The organism is Streptococcus equinus, from assembly GCF_900104225.1.
GTDB classification, from domain to species: domain Bacteria; phylum Bacillota; class Bacilli; order Lactobacillales; family Streptococcaceae; genus Streptococcus; species Streptococcus equinus_D.
The window spans coordinates 100321-116765 of record NZ_FNJK01000004.1; the positions used below are offsets into that span (position 1 = coordinate 100321).

Here is a 16445-nt window from a genome sequence, read left to right on the forward strand (position 1 = left end):
CTCCTTTTCTAAACGCTTAACAATTATAAAATAATCAATTCTTTTGGCGCCAAAGTAAGTACTTCGCAACCATTTTCTGTCACAACTAAATCATCTTCGATACGAACACCGTATTTGTTATCAAGATAAATTCCCGGTTCATCAGTGATGGTCATGCCAACTTCAACCAATTCATCAGAATTACCAAAGAAGGGAATTTCATGAATATCAAGCCCGATGCCGTGTCCAATACCATGTGTAAAGTGCTCACCATAACCAGCTTTTTCAATGACATCACGCGCCAACTTATCATAATCACGACGTGTCATCCCAGCTTTAACAGAGTCAATCACCGCTTGATTAGCACGTAAAACCACGTCATAAATCTCGCGCTCTTCGTCAGTCGTCTCACCGATATGGATTGTACGCGTCATATCGCTAACGTAGTGGTTGTAGTAGCAACCAAAATCAAGCGTCAAGGTTTCGCCAGATTGAATTACCTTCTCACTGGCTACGCCGTGAGGCATAGCAGAGCGGTAGCCTGATGCCGCAATGGTTTCAAAAGACACACCAGAAGCACCATATTCACGCATACGAAAATCAAGGAAATTCGCCACTTGTAGCTCAGTAGTCTGACCTGGCTTGATAAAATCAAGCATGTCTGTAAAGGCACGATCAGAAATGGAACAAGCCTTACGAATGGTCTCAATTTCAGAAGCATCTTTAATCATGCGCAATTCTTCCATGAAATTCGTCATAGGCACCAAATCATAAGCTGCAAAAAATCCCTGCAAAGCTTGATAATAAGCAAAGGATACTCGACTGTCAAAACCAATTTTCTTCATGTTATCTGCTTGAATGACCTTGGCAATCTCAGAAAGAGCATCTCGGCTTTCAATGATATCAAAACCTTGAACAGATTGCTTAGCAATCAAGGTGTAACGAGCATCCGTCACAAACAAACGACGCGTTTTTGAAATAAAAACAGTCGCTGACGTCCCCCAGAATCCTGTTAAATAATAAATATTATTTTGACCAGTCACCAAAAACGCATCAACATCTGATTGTTTTAACTTAGCATCAAATCTTTCAAGTCTTGCTAGCATGAACCTCTCCCTCTCTCGTTTTTTAAAATAATTATACCAGAAAATCCTTGAAACAATCGCCTTTTTCACGTTTTTTCACAAAATACTTAGCTGGTAAATCAATTTTATCGTAAAAAAAGAACCATCAGGTTCTTTTAAGTTATTGAATTTGCTTTCTTGATAAATAAAACACTTAGAATAACAAGGCTTAAGCCGTAAATAAAATAAAGCGATTGGTAGCTTTGGAGACCCAGAATTTGACTGATTAGTAAAACAGCTATGCTTACAATATTAACCACAGTCGTCATACTGACCACCCATTTTTCAGTATTACTGCTTTGTAAAAGCATTTTTGAACTTTCATAAAGTGGCGTTGCAATCATGACAAGCATAGTGAAGGCAGTCATCGGGATAATATTAGTATTGATTTGACTTGATAAGAAACTAGCAAAGATATTGGCACAAAGTGTCACAAGCACCGCAAAAATTATACTTACCAGATAGCTATTACAGTAAATCACACGCATAAGTAACTTAGTCCCCTGCTTTTGACTAGCCTGCGGCAAAAAGACAGAAACTGCTCCTGCATACATAAAAGCTGGCAAACGAACTATTGAAAACAACTGACTAATCACCGCATAGATAGAGAGGATTTTCAAGCCTTGTCGTCCCATCAAAGCATCAAATACCATGATAAAAAGGACGCTTTCTAAAATTTCTTGAATAGTCAAAGGAATCCCAAAAAGAATTAACTCTTTTTTACAAGTTGATTGAGATTTCAAAGCTTCAAAAATCACACCAGAAACCAAGCTAAAATAAGCTAAAACCACTAAAAGCAATGACGTTATAGCAGAAATCGCTGCGCCCTTCACTCCAAAAATTGGAACCAAATAGTAATTCATCACCACATCAAGCAGCGAGCTAACAAGCCCAATCCAAAAAATCGGCTTGGTTTTCTTTTCAACTTTTAAAACATTTGTCAACAAAAATGTTAACAAGGTCAGAAGAATATACGGTGACATGATCACCAGATAAACCGCTGATAAGTCGAGCAAATCACCTGTGAAACCATAGAATAGTTGGAGAAAAACCTTTCCAAAAACTAGGCACAAGACCATAAATAAAAGACCAATTAGCATATCCAAAAGTAATGATGATTTCAACAAATCTTTAAATCGGCTCTTGTCATTTTCCGCAAAAGCACGCGCCCCTTTGATATTAAAGGATAGACTAAAGGCGCCTAAAATCCCACCAAAGGCAAACAAGAAATTTTGAATCACCGATATTCCAGAAAGTGCCACACTTGAGTCATTAACCGCAAAATGCAGCGACAGTTGATTAATCAAAAGCTGCGCAATATTAGTCGCAATCAACGGAAAAACATAACGATTAACCTCTTTTGAATAAGCCATAACTCCTCCAATAAATCTCGATAGCAAACCGCATACTGTCCCTATATTTAGCACCATTATAGCACAAAGTGAACTAATATTATGGTGCTCTAAGATTATCCTATTCTACCCAACATCAACTTTATTACAAAAAACACCCCGAAAGTGCTAACTTCAGGGTAGAAATGAAACTTAAATATATATTCTTAATTAAGAATAAATTCTCTATAGGGTTGTGATTTTTCTAACAATTCTTCGTGTGTAGATTTTATTACCTCTCCCGTCTCATTATTGACAAAAATAACTTTATCTACATAATGAACTATATCTAGATGATGACTAACAATAAGCATTGTCTTATCACTGTATTTTTCACTTTGAAGAATATTTGTATAAATTTTATTTTTACTTACTTCATCCAAGTTACTAAAAGCCTCATCCCATATAATCAATGACTTTCCTTTTAGTAACGATCGCGCAATCAATATTTTTTGTACTTGACCACCTGATAAATTTTTACCTTGTTTTAGTAATTTTGAATGTAATTTATTAGGAAGTTTATCAATTACTGACTCTGCCGAAGTATCCTTTAAAACCTGTTTTAAATAGTCATAATTCTCCCCGTCATATTCTAAATTATCTAAAATACTTCCCTTTTTTAAAGGCATATTTTGCAAAACGACACCTAATTTGTTAGTTAAATTACTATCACCGTAATAAAGTTCTCCAGAATATCTTAACATTCCCGCAAGTAATAAAATAAGTGTTGATTTTCCGCTTCCAGACTTTCCAACAATTGCTACCTTTTCACCACGCTTAATTGTCAAATTAATTGGTTGATAAAGGTTATTAAAATCATACGAAAAATTAAGTTGCTTTGCCTCAATCAAATATTCTGAATTATTCTTTTCACTTACTTTTATCTTAGGAACAGATTTAAGTAAATCTCCTTGTTTTTCAGCATATACCTTAAGTCGCGACATTTCAAATAAACTATTTTTAATTTGTTCAATTGACGCAATAAGAATTGAAATACTAGTTTGATACAAAACAAGATCTGCAAAAGAAATATTGAAAAAATGATTGTAATATATTGCAAATATAACCACCATAGATAGGCTTACAAAATTGAAAATAGTTCCAACTAATTGAACTTTATTATCAACTTTCAAAACCTTTGAATATTGTCTTGTTAAATTTGAATTATACCTTTCTAAGTGACTTTGCACTACCTTTTCTTGTCTCGTCAATTTAATATAATCAACTATATCTAAATCTCCTTGAAGTTCTGAATTAAAATCAATAAGAGATTGAACATAAGATTGATTAACTTCAATTTGTTTTTTACACAAGACTGCTGAAAAGAATCCATACATTAATATCATAAAAAATAGTATTAATGTTAAATATTTAGAAACTGTCATTAAATATGTAAAGATAATAACCCCTGAAAAGATACTGATTATTGAAGGTATTAACTTTTGTGAGATGCTATCTCTTAATGTGGTTTTAAAATTTATTTTTTCTGAAATACTTCCATTCGTATGATTCCGATAATATAACAATGGTTTATTTAATAATTTTTCAAATAAATAATTTGAATAGTGATTATCAAACTCTTTATTATATTTCAACAAAGTCATATTTTTTATTAAATATCCTAAAATTTGAAAACAGATAATGACAACTAATAAAAAAATACTAAACGCAAACCTCCACTTATAGCTCATTATATTTCGTATTATTATTGAGAATAATAATACACTAGACTGTACTAAAATAAGAGAAACGAGAAATGTTACGATTATCTTAGCATTTATCGTCTTTTTCAAGTACTTTAAAAAAAGGTCATTAACTCTTCTCTTTTCAAAGTTTTCTGTAGGAAGTACTAAAATAACTACATTTGAAAAATGTTGCCTTACTTCTTGAAATGTATATGAAATCCTACCTAACGCTGGATCTACTATTTTCTTAAATATAATCAAAAAGCTTTATCAATGATGTATTTATCTTCTACGCTCATCATTTTATACTTCTAAGTTAAAGATAAGATAAAGAAATGACTAATTATTCAGTAAAAAATTATTTCTTATCCTTATTTTTACATAACTCACTGCAAGATAACCAATAAAAAAGAAGAGAAAATCCGATATTTACTAATAAAAATAAAATTAATTCAAAACAACTAAAATCATTTGAAGATAAATTATTCATTTCCTTACTTCGTAAAGCAAGCATTGGTTGAGCGTACGGATAAAACTTATTAATCCCATCACTATAGAACATCAAAGCAAAGGTACCAAATCCACCTATAGCAGCAAGAGTAACGGATTTACTTAGGTTTCTAGTTTTAGCAGAAAAATATGTCTGAATACATATTATTGAGACCGAACCAATTACAGATAAAATAACCCATTTTAATCGCAACAAAACATCTGACATTAATAAAATCTGATCTTTTTGAGCAACCACAATATATAAAATCACAAATAATAATTGAATTGGTAAAATAATTCTTACAATACTAATAATTTTAGCGATTGTTAATTTAGAAAGTGAAACTTGGTTTGAACGCAACATATCTAGTGTATTATTTTCAAATTCAGGTCTCCATAACAAACCAACATAAATTGCTAATAACGGAGGATAAAGCAGGCTGCTATTATACAATGTCAATTGCCCCCACAAAACTCTAGATTCTGTTCTAATCGTTAAATCTGAATGATAATAATAATAAGTAAATAAAGCAATAAAACTTGTCAATATCCAAAATAATATCCCTATAGCTAGTAATTGAACCTTTTTAGTCTTTTTCCATTCAGCTAAAATATACCCCTTCATCTCATAGCTCCTCCGTTTTTATTAATAATATTCATCGATATACGATAAACAATAAATGCAAAAATTGTATATAAAAGGAATCTAAGCATTAAATCTGGTGTCCTAACATATTCATAAACATTATCATTACCAACATAAAATTGATATGGAGAAAGATAAGCAGAACCTAACCACGGAAAGATAAAACTCCAGATTTTCGTAGCCACTTGCATTAAAATAAGACCAAAGAACGCTCCTAAGAAACCAAGTCCTAGCACTAAACCTTGTTTTTCAGTTACTAACACTAACGTCAAATACAAACAAATCAGACAAAAATCTGTCAAAACTAATCCCAAAAATTTCACACATAACAGTGATAACGAGGGAGTTAAACCAACACAAATTGCAAATATAGAAATAAGAAAAATTTCCAAAAGGGATAATATTGCGAAAAATACTATACTTAACAATAATTTATTTTTAAAAATAGATAAATAAGTTTGACCATTAGATTGCTGTAATTTAAACGTTCTTCCAACCTGTTCTCCATGTACAATACGCAAAACAAATACTGTTACGGCTATAGGAGCCACAATTACGTCAACTGTTTGATTATTAAAAAGAGTACTAATCTGATGTAATTCTGGATTTACCGCTTGAGAATATTTGGCACTTATTTCCCAAAAAGCACCAGCTGCAGTAATCAATAAACCAAAAATGAAAGACTTGGTACGTCTTACCTTTAGCAATTCTAATTTCAATATTTGAATCATAACACTTCTCCTTTACCCTTTGTCATAGACAAGAAAATATCTTCCAGAGACTCTTTCTCTCTTGAGACATGGTTAATGGAGTAGCCTGAATCAACCAATAATTTTACAAGTTTACCAATCATTAAATCTGTAATATCTTTTATTTTTAATTTATTACCTACAAGAGATATTACCTCTACCTCTGATTGTTTTAAAACTTCAATAATCTTACTATCTTTGCTGAAATCTCCACAGATTTCAATCCATCTATTTGATTTTATTTCTTCTATTTTCCCCTCATAGACTAGCTTTCCACTATTGATAATTCCAACACGGTCAGCAATTTGTTCAATTTCGGATAAAATATGACTTGAAATAAAAATAGTTAAACCTGTTTTCTTTGCAAGATTTATAATTAACTCACGAATCTCATGTATTCCAGCAGGATCTAAACCATTCGTCGGTTCATCAAGAAGTAAAATTTTGGGATGTTTTACCAATGCAAACGCCAGTGCGAGACGCTGTTTCATCCCCAACGAAAAGTCTTTAACCAATTTTCTTTTATTTTTCTCGTCTAAAAGTCCAACTAGTTTTAGCGTTGATTGAATATTTTTTTCATCGAAATTCAACATTTTTTGAAGAACAGATAAGTTTTCATAAGCTGTTAAATTAGGATAGTAAGAAGGTTCTTCAATCATCGATCCTATATTGGTTAAGTATTCTTTATCATCAATAATACTTTTACCTTCAATTTTTATTTCTCCAGCTGTAGGTGTAAGCAAAGATAAAATCATCTTCATAGTAGTACTTTTTCCAGCACCATTTGGTCCTAAAAAGCCATATATTTCTCCTTCATAAACAGTCAATTTTTCTAAATTAACTGTCGTTATATCACCATAAGTTTTCTTTAAATTTGTCAATTGAATCACTGGTTTCATTATTTTTCTCCTAATTATTTTTTAGTAAATATAAAAAATAGATAGTAATTAATTCTGTTTTCTATAATTAATACACGATGTGAAATTCACTCGCTCTACTTAGTATAAAAAAAGATGTTAAAGTTAACATAAAGAAACTCTCATCTTTCTAAAAACTTGATAAGCACATATTCGTTGTGCTATACTCATATAAAATTAGACATAAAATTTGATAGTTTTTTATTATTACGTGAATTGTTAGCGAGGTGATTAATTTGACTTTTGAAGATCAAATTCTGAATAAAAGGATTTTAGTTGTTGACGATGATTCTACTTTAAATGAATCAATTAAAGAGATACTAATTTCATATCACTTTAAAAATATTTCTAGTGCATTCAGTATACAAGAAGCATATAACAAACTAAAAATACAAACTGTCGACCTCATTTTACTAGATGTCATGTTACCAGATGGTGATGGTTTTTCATTCGCAACTAATATAAGAAAAACTTCTGACATTCCTATCTTATTTTTAACTGCAAAAAGCAATCTTGAAGATGAAATACGTGGTTTAAAATCTGGTGGAGACGATTATATAACAAAACCATTTCTTCCTGAAAGCTTAATTTATAGAATTATGGCTCTTTTAAGACGAACCTACAAAGAAAATCCAAGTTGTTTCTATCTAGATAACTGCAAAATAGATTTATCTCAAGCAATTCTCATAAAAGATAATGATGAACACTTCAGTTTTACACGAATAGAATTACAAATACTCCAAAAATTATTTGACAATAAAAATTATATTGTTTCGATTGAATCTTTATGCGAAGCTGTTTGGGGATATGATTACTTTGAACGCGAAAAATCATTAATGGTTCATATTCGAAATATCCGAGAAAAAATTGAAAATAACCCTTCAAAACCTACTCATTTAATTACTATTAAAGGACTTGGATATAAGTTAATAATTTGAGGTTAAGGCAGTGCAAAGTTTAAAAAAAATTTATCATCTCATTCGTCGATTTATTGTTTCTTTCTTGCTACTACTTTTTATTGATTTTATTTTTATTATTGTTGTAACCTCAGTTCAATTTAAACACCAGAGTAGTGAAAGCCTCACCAGCCAAGTTGCAAGTGAGATAACTTTCTCTTCAGAAAGACAAACATTAACTCAAAAAGGAAAAGAGATAGTTAAAAACAATCATTTATGGCTTATTATAATCGACTCGAATACTGGCAATGTTACATTTCAATATAAAAAACCACATAGTATTCCCACCTCATACAACCTTGCTGACGGAATAAAATTTAGCAGATACTATCTTAAAAATTATCCTGTATTCACTAATATCACGGAAAATAATATTGCTGTTATTGGTTTTCCAAAAAATTCTGTCATAAGAATCCCTTCAAATTATTTCGAAAGAGATGATTTTCGTGTTTACCTTATACTAGGTATAGGCCTATTAACATTTAATTTCTTATACTTTATTATTCTTTATACTATCAGTACTAACTTCATCAAATCGAGATTAAGTCCTCTTATTACTGCAATTGAAAATCTTCCTAATGGGTTAGAAAAAAAAGTCCCTAACCAAGATGAATTAGAAAAAATAACTCAGGCTATTAATTCCGCTGATAAAAAACTGAAAGAAACTGAATCTTTCAAAGAAGAATGGATTTCTGGCATTGCTCACGACATAAAAACCCCACTTTCAGTTATTATTTCTAACACAGATTTAGCAAAAAAAGACGCTGATTACTCTAAACTCAACAAAAGATTGAATTCTATCATGGTAGAGGCATACTATATTCAAAATGTATTGAATGATCTAAATATTTACGAACGATTAGTTAACGGAAATTTTGAATTAAAAACTACCGCTACATATATTGTTCCGTTTTTCAGAAAAATAATTATTCAAATCCTTAACCAAAAATTAGGAGAAAACTTTGATTTTCAATTTGAGGCGGACTCTTCTCTTAATAATAAAACTTTCATGATAGAAGAAAATTTAATGTCAAGAGTTGTTCATAATATCATTTACAATACAATTTTACACAATCCCAATGGATGTAAAATCGAGATAAACCTTTACAAAGATGGTAACAATGTCAAAATCAGCTTTAAAGATAACGGCGTTGGAATTTCTAATGAAAGACTAAAAGACTTAAAGCACTTTAAAGCTGAAACTACCTTTAACATCAGTGGAGCATATAGACACGGAATTGGTTTAAAAATTTCAAAACAAATAGTCGAATTACATGATGGCTATATAAACTTCGAAAGTGAAGAGAATAGATTCTTTAAAGCTGACATAACCCTACCAATATGTAAAAATGCATCTCTTGATTAATTTTTATAATACAAAATCCTAAGATAAAAAAATTTTATGGCTAAAAATAGAGATTCACATTTTATGTGATTCTCTATTTTTAGTTTATCTTTGTTTTTCCGTAGCTCTTTGAAAATTATTGACTGCTTTGAGCAGTTAACAAAAATGGAAGAATACCTTTCGTACTCTTCCAAATTACCTTGATGAAATCTAAAGCTATTTTTGGGGGTTATTTTTTCTTTTTATCCGATAAATAAATTGCAAGACTTGCAACAAAAACAGTAAAAATTCCTAAATATAATGCCATAATTTCCATCTCCTCGCTTACGATTTGTCCACTTATAATTCCATAATTTTCAAAAAGCTTACTAATTGTGATTTTTACTTCAATTTATCTTTCAAATATTGTCCTGTGAAGGATTCTTTGACTTTGGCGACTTCTTCTGGTGTGCCTGTAGCGATGATTTGTCCACCGCCGACACCACCTTCTGGTCCAAGGTCGATAATGTGGTCAGCCGTCTTAATCACATCAAGGTTGTGTTCAATGACAAGCACAGTATTACCGTCATCCACAAAACGTTGAAGGACTTTAAGCAGACGAGCAATATCATCTGTATGAAGACCTGTCGTTGGTTCATCAAGGATATAAAGGCTCTTACCAGTTGAGCGTTTGTGAAGTTCACTAGCCAATTTCATACGCTGTGCTTCACCACCAGAAAGGGTTGTTGCTGGTTGTCCAAGTGTGACATAACCAAGTCCAACGTCTTTGATAGTTTGCAATTTGCGTGCGATTTTAGGGATTGGTGCAAAGAATTCAACCGCATCATTAACTGTCATATCGAGAATTTCAGCGATATTTTTATCTTTGTAATGAACTTCAAGCGTTTCACTGTTATAACGTGTGCCATGACAAACTTCACAAGGTACATACACATCTGGCAAGAAGTGCATTTCAATCTTGATAATTCCATCACCAGAGCAAGCCTCACAACGTCCACCTTTGACGTTAAATGAGAAGCGCCCTTTCTTGTAACCACGAATTTTAGCTTCATTGGTCTTGGCAAATAATTCACGGATATCATCAAAAACACCTGTATAAGTAGCAGGATTTGAACGCGGTGTACGACCGATTGGGCTTTGGTCAATGTCAATCAAGCGTTCAATGTTTTCCACACCTTCAAGTGCTTTGTGTTTACCTGGCTTATCAGAATTACGATTTAATTTTTGAGCAACAGCTTTTTTCAAAATACTGTTAACCAAGGTTGATTTACCTGAACCAGATACTCCAGTCACCGCGATGAATTTTCCAAGTGGGAAAGTCACGTCAATATTTTGCAAGTTGTTTTCGCAAGCACCAAGAACACGTAGGAAACGTCCATTACCTTTACGACGTTCTAGTGGCACAGGAATTTCTTTTGCACCTGACAAATATTGCCCTGTGATTGATTTCTTGTTCTTAGCAACTTCTTCTGGCGTTCCTGAAGCGACGATTTGCCCACCAAATTCACCCGCACCTGGTCCGACATCAATCAACCAATCAGCTTGACGCATAGTGTCTTCGTCGTGTTCAACGACAATTAAGGTATTTCCGAGATCACGCATTTTCTTCAAACTATCAATCAAACGGTCATTGTCGCGTTGATGAAGCCCAATTGACGGTTCATCAAGGATATAAAGTACGCCCGACAAGTTTGAACCAATTTGTGTTGCCAAACGAATACGTTGACTTTCACCACCTGACAAAGTCCCCGCAGAACGTGATAAGGTCAAGTAATTCAAGCCAACATTGTTAAGGAAAGTCAAACGGTCTTTGATTTCCTTAACAATCGGTGTAGCGATAGTTTTTTCATTCTCAGAAAGCTCCAAATGATTCAAGAGTTCCAAATGGTCAGCAACTGACAAATCAGACACCTGACCAATATTCAAACCATTTTCACCACCAACACGAACGCAGAGTGCTTGATTATTCAAACGATAACCATGACAAGTTGGACATGGCAATTCGTTCATGTAACCGCGCATGACGTTACGAGTGAAGTCGCTGTTTGTCTCGTGGTAACGACGATTGATATTGTTGACAACACCTTCAAATGGTAGGTCAATGTTGCGCTCACCACCGAAATCATTGACATAGTGGAAATGGAATTCACGCTCACCTGAACCGTAAAGCACAAGATTTTGCTCTTCTTCTGTCAAATCATCAAAAGGCGTATCCATATCAACACCAAAAGCCTCCATAGCTTGCTCAAGCATAGCTGGATAATAATTTGATGAAATAGGATTCCACGGTGCTAAAGCTCCCTCACGAAGCGTTTTACTGCGGTCAGGAATCACCAAATCCAAGTCGACTTCCAGTTTATTTCCCAAACCATCACAAGTTGGACATGAGCCAAACGGCGCATTAAACGAGAACAAGCGTGGTTCCAATTCAGGAACGGTAAATCCACAAACCGGACATGAATAATGTTCTGAGAAAAGCAATTCATTTCCATCCATCGTGTCGATGATAACATAGCCATCAGCCAAACGAAGCGCAGCTTCTACAGAATCAAAAAGACGTGAACGAATGCCCTCTTTATTAATCAAACGGTCCACAACAATCTCGATGTTGTGCATTTTACTCTTAGACAACTCAGGAACTTCTGAAATATCAAAAATGTCACCATCCACGCGTACACGTACATAACCATCTTTTTGAATGCGATCAAAAATCGTCTTGTGTTGACCTTTTTTGCGACGCACAACAGGCGCTAATATTTGCATTCTTGTGCGCTCAGGCAATTCCAATACCTTATCAACAATCTGTTCAACAGATGATGCCGTGATTGGACCATGCCCGTTGATACAGTATGGTGTTCCCACACGCGCATACAAAAGACGCAGATAATCATTGATTTCTGTCGTTGTCCCTACTGTTGAACGGGGGTTTTTACTCGTCGTTTTTTGGTCAATGGAAATGGCAGGGCTGAGACCTTCAATCGAATCAACATCTGGTTTTTCCATATTTCCAAGAAACATACGTGCATACGCTGAAAGACTTTCCACATAGCGACGTTGCCCTTCAGCATAAATCGTATCAAATGCCAAACTAGATTTTCCTGATCCTGACAAACCAGTCACAACCACCAATTTGTCACGCGGAATTTCAACATTGACATTCTTTAAATTATGGGCCCTAGCCCCTCGAATAATTAATTTATCTTGCATAATTTATCAAATGAACCTAAGAAGCTTTCTGATATGCTCTTAAATTCTATTCCTTTCTTAACGAATACAATGTTCTTAACTTCATTATAACAAATTTTCTACTTTTCTCTGTCCCCAAAAACTGCTAATTGTAGTATAATAGACTAGTATGTAGAATTTTATTCACCGAATCATTGGTGGTTTCAATTTTACAAATAAAAAAATTGAACAAGAGCTTGACATGGCACTATCGCTGGTGGGCCTAACTTACTACAGTTTAAAAGTTCTTGTATCTCATCGTAAAAGGAGGGGTTGTTTTTATGGAACAAATGTTTCTATCAACAGCGTTAGAGTTTAAAGAAATCAATACATTCGAGCCAGGAGCTTGGATTAATTTGGTCAACCCCTCCCAGGAAGAATCTGTTCAACTATCCGAACAATTTAATATTGATATTACAGACCTTCGTGCGCCACTCGACCTTGAAGAAACATCACGTATCTCTGTTGAAGATGATTATACATTGATTATCGTGGACGTTCCAACCTACGAAGAACGTAATAATAAAAGCTATTATGTAACCATTCCGCTCGGTATCATTGTCACTGACAATGCTGTTATCACAACGTGTTTACAAGAACTAACATTATTTGATAACTTTTTCAATCGTCGTGTCAAAAACTTCTACACATTTATGAAGACACGCTTTGTTTTCCAATTGCTTTATCGCAATGCTGAGTTATTCCTAACAGCCCTTCGTTCTATCGACCGTCAAAGCGACCGAATCGAAGCTGAATTGGAAAATGCTACACGTAATGAGCAATTAATCGACATGATGGAGTTGGAAAAATCTATCGTCTACTTGAAAGCCTCATTGAAATTCAACGAGCGTATCGTTAAAAAACTTTCGAGTAGTACCAGCTCTTTGAAAAAATATATCGAAGATGAAGATTTACTTGAAGATACACTGATTGAAACGCAACAGGCCATCGAAATGGCTGGCATTTATGAAAATGTCTTGAATGCCATGACTGAAACAACTGCTTCAATCATCAACAACAACCAGAATACCATCATGAAAACACTAGCTTTAATGACAATGGCACTTGATATCCCAACAGTTATCTTTTCAGCCTATGGGATGAACTTCCAAAACAACTGGTTGCCACTAAACGGTCTACCACATGCCTTTTGGTACATTGTCTTTATCGCAGCCGCCATGAGCTTATCAGTAGTATTCTACTTTTTCAGAAAGAAATGGTTTTAACCTGCCAATTTCTGTTGCGACTAAAGTCGCTAACAGAAATACGGAAGAATCTATCAGGATTCTTCCTAGGCATCTTACTAATTCGAGATTTGATTATTATCGAATCAAATCTCTCATGTCGTAACATTTCGTAACATTTTTCAATATTGAAAGTACAATAACTAGTAAATCTCACAGGACTTTCCTAACTCTTTTACTAGTTCGAAAAGTGATTAGTATCGAATCACTTTTCTCTCGTCGTAACTTTTCAATCACTATTACGGCTAAACTTATTAATTTGCATAGTATTTACTTTCTAAAGGCACTTACTAGTTAGAAAAAGCAAGTGATTTTGTTTTCTCTAACTAATAACTGGCTTTATCTTATAAGACCTTACATATAGGAGAATATATTATGGATTTATCTAACCTTACTAAAAAAAATCAGGAATTCGTTCATATTGCTACTAATCAATTGATTGAAGATGGCAAATCAGATGAAGAAATCAAAGCAATTTTGGAAGAAGTTTTGCCTACAATCATCGAAAATCAAAAAAAAGGATTGACTGCTCGTGCCCTTCTTGGTGCACCAACAGTTTGGGCTGCTTCTTTCACTGAAAAAGCTTCTGATACCAAAGCAAAACAAGAAAAGAAAAATGATAACCCATGGTTAATGTGGTTAGATACTTCACTTCTATTCGTCGGTGTTGTTGCCCTTCTTAACGCTCTTATGGGATTCTTCAATTCAGCAACAACAAGCTCTGGACTCTTCTCATTGCTTGCCCTTGGTTTTGGTGGTGGTGCTGCTATGTACGCAACTTACCACTTCATCTACCGCCACGCTGGTAAACCTAAGAGCGAACGTCCAGGACTTGGTAAAACTATCTTGGTACTTGGTTTAGCTATGCTCGGATGGATTCTCCTATACACAGCTACTGCCTTCCTACCAGCAGTTCTTAACCCACAATTGCCACCTATCGTAATGCTTATCATCGGTCTTGCATCACTTGTCGGACGTTACTTCCTTCAAAAGAAATTTAATATCCTTAATGCAATGACACCACAACAATAAATGTAACAAAAACCTCACTAAACACTATGTTTAGTGAGGTTTTTGTCATTTAGAACGTAAACTCAAAACAATATCATCTGGCCAATTTGACACAACTTTGATATTATCAAGATCATTCACTTTTAATTTCTTAGCTGAAAAATAAGTTTTATGATGGTATCGAATATTAAAATCATCTTGACTTTCTTCTTGGACATCTTCTAATTGATTATCATTTAAATAAAAATTAGTCTTCTGTCCTTTTTTCAAATCATCTTTTGTAAACATAAGATACACTGTTCCTGTAAAATGCTCAGGCAATTCTCGTTTCTCATTAACACTCACCGTAAGGACATCTTTTAAATTCAGCTGCTTTTCTTCTTTTTTCACTGCTGTTTGAACAGCGTCTGTAGTATCATAAGCAACATCTGAGATAATACCACAACCTGACAACATACCACACAAAAACAGCACTCCCAAAACTTTAATCACTTTCATCACAATCTCTCCTATACTCTAAAATATCTCCCGGCTGGCAATCTAATTCCCTACAAATACTCATTAGAGTATTAAACCTAATTCCTTTTGCTTTGCCAGTTTTTAAAATCGATAAATTAGCTTCCGTAATTCCAATTTTTTCAGCTAATTCTTTAGACTTTACATTTCTTGACTTCAGAAGTCTATCTAAATTTACTTTTATTTCTTCCATATCAAATAATTTCATCATGGTCTTTTTGTAACTGATAACCACGCTTCAATACAACAATAGCAACATCATTAATAATAATCAACAAGATATTCACAAGATAGTCCTTAAATGACAAGTCAAAAATACTGCTAACATTTTCCATTTGAAAATATTTAAACGACATGTTAATAAGTAATTGAACACCTGTGAACAACACTTGATAAAGCAAGACTTTAGAAAGAAAATCGATATTCTCAGAGCAAAAATATGCTTCTTTTTGAAAATTTGTCAACAACTTATCCAAAGAAAGCATTATCCAAAAAAGAAGATAGAAAAGAATTATTGTCATTATCAAAACAAGAATCGGAAACCAGACAGAAACCTGGACACTTCGATAACCGTAGTCTAAAGTAAAATGACCGTCATGATTTTGTCCAGCAAAAAAGACTCCAAAAATCCCAAGTAGCATCACAAAGATACCTGCGATTGACAAATAACGTACAATCTTAACTACTTCTCTCCCAACCTTTAAAATAATATCTTTCATACCTCACCTTAAATTATTGTTTTACAATAATCTCCTTTTAAAAATTATTATAAAACAATAATTACCACTTGTAAAGTTCAAAATTTTAGCAACAAAAAAACGACCTCTTTCGAAGTCGTTTTTTCTGTTCATCGCAACGAATTAGTCTTCGTTTACGAATGGCATAAGAGCCATAACGCGAGCGCGTTTGATAGCTGTTGTTACTTTACGTTGGTTTTTAGCTGAAGTTCCAGTTACGCGACGTGGAAGAATTTTACCACGTTCTGAAACGAAACGGCTAAGAAGCTCAGTATCTTTGTAATCAACATATTCAATTTTGTTAGCTGCGATGTAATCAACTTTTTTACGGCGTTTGAATCCGCCACGACGTTGTTGAGCCATGTTTTATTCTCCTTTATATTATCGTTGTTTCAAGTTTTTAGACAAACCTGATGTGTCCATATCCA

The 16445-nt window shown here is 33.6% G+C and carries 15 protein-coding genes; 4 read left to right on the plus strand and 11 right to left on the minus strand.

What is annotated here, in order from left to right; translation table 11 throughout:
* Positions 1–23: 23 nt before the first annotated feature.
* From BLP98_RS06815 to BLP98_RS06840, 6 genes are all read right to left on the minus strand, one after another.
* Positions 24–1085: a M24 family metallopeptidase gene (locus BLP98_RS06815; RefSeq protein WP_074482535.1), complete on the minus strand. Its 1062-nt coding sequence runs from the start codon at positions 1083–1085 to the stop codon at positions 24–26.
* Between the two features lie 134 nt (positions 1086–1219).
* Positions 1220–2476, minus strand: a complete 1257-nt coding sequence (locus BLP98_RS06820; protein WP_074482536.1) for an MATE family efflux transporter — start codon at positions 2474–2476, stop codon at positions 1220–1222.
* 185 nt (positions 2477–2661) lie between these two features.
* A complete protein-coding gene (locus BLP98_RS06825) occupies positions 2662–4440 on the minus strand; it encodes an ATP-binding cassette domain-containing protein (RefSeq protein ID WP_074482537.1) in 1779 nt (592 codons plus the stop codon).
* A 97-nt stretch (positions 4441–4537) separates the two neighbouring features.
* Positions 4538–5296 (minus strand): ABC transporter permease, encoded by a 759-nt coding sequence (locus tag BLP98_RS06830; protein WP_074482538.1) that lies wholly within the window; start codon positions 5294–5296, stop codon positions 4538–4540.
* On the minus strand, positions 5293–6048 hold the full coding sequence (locus tag BLP98_RS06835; protein ID WP_074482539.1) for a hypothetical protein: 756 nt from the start codon (positions 6046–6048) through the stop codon (positions 5293–5295). The genes BLP98_RS06830 and BLP98_RS06835 overlap by 4 nt, the downstream gene beginning before the upstream one ends.
* The gene (locus BLP98_RS06840; RefSeq protein ID WP_074482540.1) at positions 6045–6965 is read right to left on the minus strand and encodes an ABC transporter ATP-binding protein; all 921 of its coding nucleotides are present in this window, start codon (positions 6963–6965) and stop codon (positions 6045–6047) included. Before BLP98_RS06840 ends, BLP98_RS06835 begins: the two co-directional genes overlap by 4 nt.
* A gap of 254 nt (positions 6966–7219) precedes the next feature.
* On the opposite strand from BLP98_RS06840, the gene BLP98_RS06845 reads away from it, so the two are divergent.
* Together BLP98_RS06845 and BLP98_RS06850 are read left to right on the plus strand one after the other, a co-directional pair.
* The gene (locus tag BLP98_RS06845) at positions 7220–7921 is read left to right on the plus strand and encodes a response regulator transcription factor (RefSeq protein ID WP_074482541.1); all 702 of its coding nucleotides are present in this window, start codon (positions 7220–7222) and stop codon (positions 7919–7921) included.
* Positions 7922–7931: 10 nt separating this feature from the next.
* Positions 7932–9305 carry a sensor histidine kinase gene (locus BLP98_RS06850; protein WP_234792810.1) on the plus strand — a complete coding sequence of 458 codons (1374 nt, stop codon included), beginning with the start codon at positions 7932–7934 and terminating at the stop codon, positions 9303–9305.
* 360 nt (positions 9306–9665) lie between these two features.
* Here the strand turns inward: BLP98_RS06850 and uvrA are convergent, their stop codons facing one another.
* The gene (uvrA, locus tag BLP98_RS06855) at positions 9666–12491 is read right to left on the minus strand and encodes an excinuclease ABC subunit UvrA (protein WP_074482542.1); all 2826 of its coding nucleotides are present in this window, start codon (positions 12489–12491) and stop codon (positions 9666–9668) included.
* A 299-nt stretch (positions 12492–12790) separates the two neighbouring features.
* Here uvrA and BLP98_RS06860 point away from each other — a divergent pair, with 299 nt between their 5' ends.
* Both BLP98_RS06860 and BLP98_RS06865 read left to right on the plus strand, forming a co-directional pair.
* Entirely contained in the window at positions 12791–13735 is a 945-nt protein-coding gene (locus BLP98_RS06860) for a magnesium transporter CorA family protein (RefSeq protein ID WP_074482543.1), read from the plus strand.
* 393 nt (positions 13736–14128) lie between these two features.
* Positions 14129–14785: a DUF1129 domain-containing protein gene (locus BLP98_RS06865; protein ID WP_074482544.1), complete on the plus strand. Its 657-nt coding sequence runs from the start codon at positions 14129–14131 to the stop codon at positions 14783–14785.
* A gap of 45 nt (positions 14786–14830) precedes the next feature.
* On the opposite strand, the gene BLP98_RS06870 is transcribed toward BLP98_RS06865, so the two are convergent.
* From BLP98_RS06870 to rpsR, 4 genes are all read right to left on the minus strand, one after another.
* Positions 14831–15262, minus strand: a complete 432-nt coding sequence (locus BLP98_RS06870) for a hypothetical protein (protein ID WP_074482545.1) — start codon at positions 15260–15262, stop codon at positions 14831–14833.
* On the minus strand, positions 15249–15473 hold the full coding sequence (locus BLP98_RS06875) for a helix-turn-helix domain-containing protein (protein ID WP_074482601.1): 225 nt from the start codon (positions 15471–15473) through the stop codon (positions 15249–15251). The genes BLP98_RS06870 and BLP98_RS06875 overlap by 14 nt, the downstream gene beginning before the upstream one ends.
* A 1-nt stretch (position 15474) precedes the next feature.
* On the minus strand, positions 15475–15999 hold the full coding sequence (locus BLP98_RS06880) for a hypothetical protein (RefSeq protein ID WP_074482546.1): 525 nt from the start codon (positions 15997–15999) through the stop codon (positions 15475–15477).
* Between the two features lie 141 nt (positions 16000–16140).
* Positions 16141–16380 (minus strand): 30S ribosomal protein S18, encoded by a 240-nt coding sequence (rpsR, locus tag BLP98_RS06885; RefSeq protein WP_000068664.1) that lies wholly within the window; start codon positions 16378–16380, stop codon positions 16141–16143.
* Positions 16381–16445 lie beyond the last annotated feature (65 nt).

Excerpts from the sequence above, each read along its gene's own strand:
- BLP98_RS06830 (WP_074482538.1), bottom strand. The coding sequence starts at position 5,296 with ATGAAGGGGTATATTTTAGCTGAATGGAAAAAGACTAAAAAGGTTCAA.
- BLP98_RS06870 (WP_074482545.1), bottom strand. The coding sequence starts at position 15,262 with ATGAAAGTGATTAAAGTTTTGGGAGTGCTGTTTTTGTGTGGTATGTTG.
- BLP98_RS06860 (WP_074482543.1), top strand. The coding sequence starts at position 12,791 with ATGGAACAAATGTTTCTATCAACAGCGTTAGAGTTTAAAGAAATCAAT.
- uvrA (WP_074482542.1), bottom strand. The coding sequence starts at position 12,491 with ATGCAAGATAAATTAATTATTCGAGGGGCTAGGGCCCATAATTTAAAG.
- BLP98_RS06840 (WP_074482540.1), bottom strand. The coding sequence starts at position 6,965 with ATGAAACCAGTGATTCAATTGACAAATTTAAAGAAAACTTATGGTGAT.
- BLP98_RS06815 (WP_074482535.1), bottom strand. The coding sequence starts at position 1,085 with ATGCTAGCAAGACTTGAAAGATTTGATGCTAAGTTAAAACAATCAGAT.
- BLP98_RS06880 (WP_074482546.1), bottom strand. The coding sequence starts at position 15,999 with ATGAAAGATATTATTTTAAAGGTTGGGAGAGAAGTAGTTAAGATTGTA.
- BLP98_RS06835 (WP_074482539.1), bottom strand. The coding sequence starts at position 6,048 with ATGATTCAAATATTGAAATTAGAATTGCTAAAGGTAAGACGTACCAAG.
- BLP98_RS06875 (WP_074482601.1), bottom strand. The coding sequence starts at position 15,473 with ATGGAAGAAATAAAAGTAAATTTAGATAGACTTCTGAAGTCAAGAAAT.
- BLP98_RS06820 (WP_074482536.1), bottom strand. The coding sequence starts at position 2,476 with ATGGCTTATTCAAAAGAGGTTAATCGTTATGTTTTTCCGTTGATTGCG.
- BLP98_RS06865 (WP_074482544.1), top strand. The coding sequence starts at position 14,129 with ATGGATTTATCTAACCTTACTAAAAAAAATCAGGAATTCGTTCATATT.
- rpsR (WP_000068664.1), bottom strand. The coding sequence starts at position 16,380 with ATGGCTCAACAACGTCGTGGCGGATTCAAACGCCGTAAAAAAGTTGAT.